General features: G+C 46.2%; 3 protein-coding genes. 1 reads left to right on the top strand and 2 read right to left on the bottom strand.

Annotated elements, in window-relative coordinates:
• Together IQ242_RS20220 and sat are read right to left on the bottom strand one after the other, a co-directional pair.
• A partial coding sequence (locus tag IQ242_RS20220; protein ID WP_193961186.1) for a caspase family protein occupies positions 1-1,213 on the bottom strand: 1,213 nt, incomplete at its 3' end.
• Entirely contained in the window at positions 1,210-2,379 is a 1,170-nt protein-coding gene (gene sat, locus IQ242_RS20215) for a sulfate adenylyltransferase (RefSeq protein ID WP_193961185.1), read from the bottom strand. The genes sat and IQ242_RS20220, both read right to left, overlap by 4 nt.
• Positions 2,380-2,510: 131 nt before the next feature.
• Between sat and IQ242_RS20210 the strand changes: the two genes are divergently transcribed.
• Complete coding sequence (locus IQ242_RS20210) at positions 2,511-3,215, top strand: SDR family oxidoreductase (protein WP_193961184.1); 705 nt, start codon at positions 2,511-2,513, stop codon at positions 3,213-3,215.
• The last annotated feature ends 123 nt before the right edge of the window (positions 3,216-3,338 follow it).

Below are 3,338 nucleotides of genomic sequence, written 5' to 3'. Positions count from 1 at the left end.
AGGTACTGGTGGCATCTACCCGTTCAATTCGGGTTAAGTTACTATCCAAACCGACGATTAAGCCGATTTTACTCGGAAAAACCCGCAATTTTTCCTCTAGAATCTGTCCTATTTCTAGGGAAGCAGCCGGGGATAATAATTGCGCTTTGGCTTTTAAACCCTGACGGGAGAGAATTTGTAGGCTGATTTCCTCCCCAGTCGCCTCAATAAAGCTCAAACAGGAGTTAATTCCGTAATTTTCTAGGATTTCTAAGGGCAGGCCGACCAGATTGACTTCTAGGGTGCGTTCATCAATAAGATTTGTAACAATTGCCGCCCCACCCCTTGACTTTTCTGGCTGTATATGATAAAGCGGCGCAGAATTATTTTGATTACTGGTTAGGATTGCCGGCTGCTGTTGTTCACTGCTGTGACTAGCGACAAGATTACGGAGATGGGGAAAAGCGATCGCAATTGTCGGACTGGGGCAAGCTTGCCAGAGATACTGGGTGAGATCATAGGTGAATAAGCCAGCATTAGGGCTATTACCGCTCAATTCCAGGGCGAGTTGCTCCGGTTTAGCGGCAGCGAGAATAACGCCGTTACTAGGCTTATTTTTGAGGTTAAAACGGGTTTTAATATCGGCAGCGAAAGTTAACTCGGCGGGGTTAAGATCAGTCAGGCTTTCGGGATAGGAACGAACGCGAAGATTACCGAGATAGGGCTGAGGTTGGGGGAGATGACTACTATCAAAAACCAAGCTAAACTTATCCGTAGCTAGACAGCGAGCCATCAGCAGGATATTTTCCTTAAGTAAAGCATTTTCTGCCCCATCAGCAGTAATAAAAACCTCTTTTCGGGCCCCAACACTGCCATAACCGCTAAAGTGAAAAATGACCACATCCCCTGCCTTGGCTTGGGCGATCAGGTGTTCTAAAAAAGCCGCTTTGATCGCTTCTCGACTGGCTTTTTTTCCCGTTAAGGTCACTATATCAGCATCCTGAAAACCAAAACGATAACGGAGAAGGTCTTTTTGTAACTCCACATCGGTAAGACAACCGGGCAGCGGCGGAATATTCGCCCCATACTGGTCAATACCGACTAAAAGAGCCAATTTTCGGGGATTAGGGGCGGCGAGAGCAGCCAAATGACGGTTAAGGGTCCCTTGACTAATGGCCAAAGTCAGCAACCCCCAACCTGTCTGCTGGATCAATTCTCGCCTAGTTATGTTCATGACTCTCGCATAGCCCGGATTAATTCGGCAGCCACTTCCGGACGGGAAAATTCTGGAGGTGGTAATTCCCCTTTACGCAGCAGTTCCCGGACTTTTGTTCCCGAAAGGTGGATTCTTTCTTCCGGTAAACTGGGGCTAGTTTTGGTGGTTGCCATTCCCGAAGTGCGGGTACAGTAGAAAGCGTGTTCAAACTTCATCGGCACGATTCCCAATTCCCCAGGCTCGAACTCATCAAAGATATACTGAGCATCGTAGGTTCCGTAGTAGTCCCCGACTCCGGCATGGTCACGACCAACGATAAAATGGGTACAACCGTAGTTTTTGCGGATAATAGCGTGGAAAATTGCTTCCCGGGGGCCGGCATAACGCATAGCTGAGGGGTTGATAGCCAGAATAACGCGATCTTGGGGAAAGTATTTATCCATCATGATCTCATAGCAACGCATCCGCACATCGGCTGGCACATCATCGCTTTTGGTAGCGCCGACAAGAGGATGCAAGAATAAACCATCTACCACTTCTAGGGCGCATTTTTGAATGTATTCGTGGGCCCGGTGGATGGGATTACGGGTTTGGAAACCGACAATCGTTTTCCAAGCTTTTTCGTGGAACATCTTGCGCGATTGCAGAGGATCGATCTGATATTTGGGAAACTGGGGATGAGGATCGCGCTGAAGTAACCATATTGGACCTGCGAGGTTAATTTCTCCCTGTTCGTAGAGGACTTTTACCCCGGGGTGTTTCTGGTCGTCGGTACGATAGACGTTAACTGCTTCGTGGGCCTTATTATAACGGTATTTTTGGGTTAGTTCCAGGACTCCGACAAAGTTGCCTTCGCTGTCATCTAAACGAATCCAGTTGCCTTCTTTGAGAGGATCCGCCACTTCTTCGCTAACGGAAAGAGTCACGGGAATTGCCCAGGGTAAACCATTGATTAGACGCATATCATCGACGACTTTTTCGTAGTCGTCCTGTTCCATAAAGCCTTTTAGGGGACTGAAACCACCAATAGCAATCATAACTAAATCCGAGAGCGATCGTTCATCGAGGGAAACTCGCGGTAGTTTTTCAGCTAGGGCCAGAAATTCAGCTTTTTCGGCAGCGGTAGCAATACGATTAATTAATTGCCCACCGTGGGGCGCGATTCCTTCGGTCAGTACAGTCATAAAAATTTCTTTACATTGTCACGGTTGATCCTATCAGAAGTTGGTTAACCATTAATCAAGGGGTTGGGACTAGCGATGATTTTCCAGTTGGAACAGTTTACAATAAGATTTGTAAAAATTTATAAATAATTATGAGCGAAAAAGTTGTCCTGATTGTCGGTGCTACGGGGGGTATAGGTGCCGCTTTAGCGGGTAAACTAGCTGTTAATGGTCATAAACTCGTATTAGTGGCCAGAAATGCCGATAATTTATCTAATTTAGCTGGTGAGTTGCCTTGTCCTTCTTTAATTGTGCCGACGGATATCACCAATCCCACTCAGGTGGAAACTTTGATGGCAAAAATTGTCTCCCATTACGGCCGGTTGGATGTGTTGGTTAATGCGGCTGGAGCCGGTGTGATGAAACAATATAATAAAATCACGCCGGAAGATTTAGATAAAATGCTCGACCTCAATCTGAAGGGGAGTTTTTATACCTGTCAGGCTGCGGCTAATGTGATGAAGGAAAATAAGGCTGGTCATATCTGTAATGTGGTGGGAATTTTGGGTAAGCATTCTATGGCTATGGCTGCCGCTTATTGTGCTTCTAAGTACGGGGTGGTGGGTTTTAGTAAATGTTTGGCCGATGAGTTAAAACGCTATGGTATTAAAATGACTTTATTCTATTTTGGTGGTGTCGATACTCCTTTTTGGGATCAGGTGAGCTTAAAAGTTGATCGCACTAAAATGTTAACCGCTCAAACCGCCGCCGATGCTATCTATTTTGCCATGAATGCTGAACCCCAAGCTGTCCCGATGGAAATTAATATTCAACCCGATAGTCATCTCTTTTTTTAATCCTCAGGAGTCGGTCGTCAGGAGATAGGGTTTTAGGGTTTTAGGGTTGTAGGGTTGTAGGGAGTTGGGGTTTTAGTTGAAATTCCCCCAATACCCCACTACTCCACCTGTCTCTTATACACA

Source organism: Microcystis sp. LEGE 08355 (genome assembly GCF_015207185.1).
Classification (GTDB): Bacteria; Cyanobacteriota; Cyanobacteriia; order Cyanobacteriales; family Microcystaceae; genus Microcystis; species Microcystis panniformis.
The sequence above is the reverse complement of the archived record's forward strand: the minus strand, read 5'-3'. Positions and strand labels throughout refer to the sequence as shown.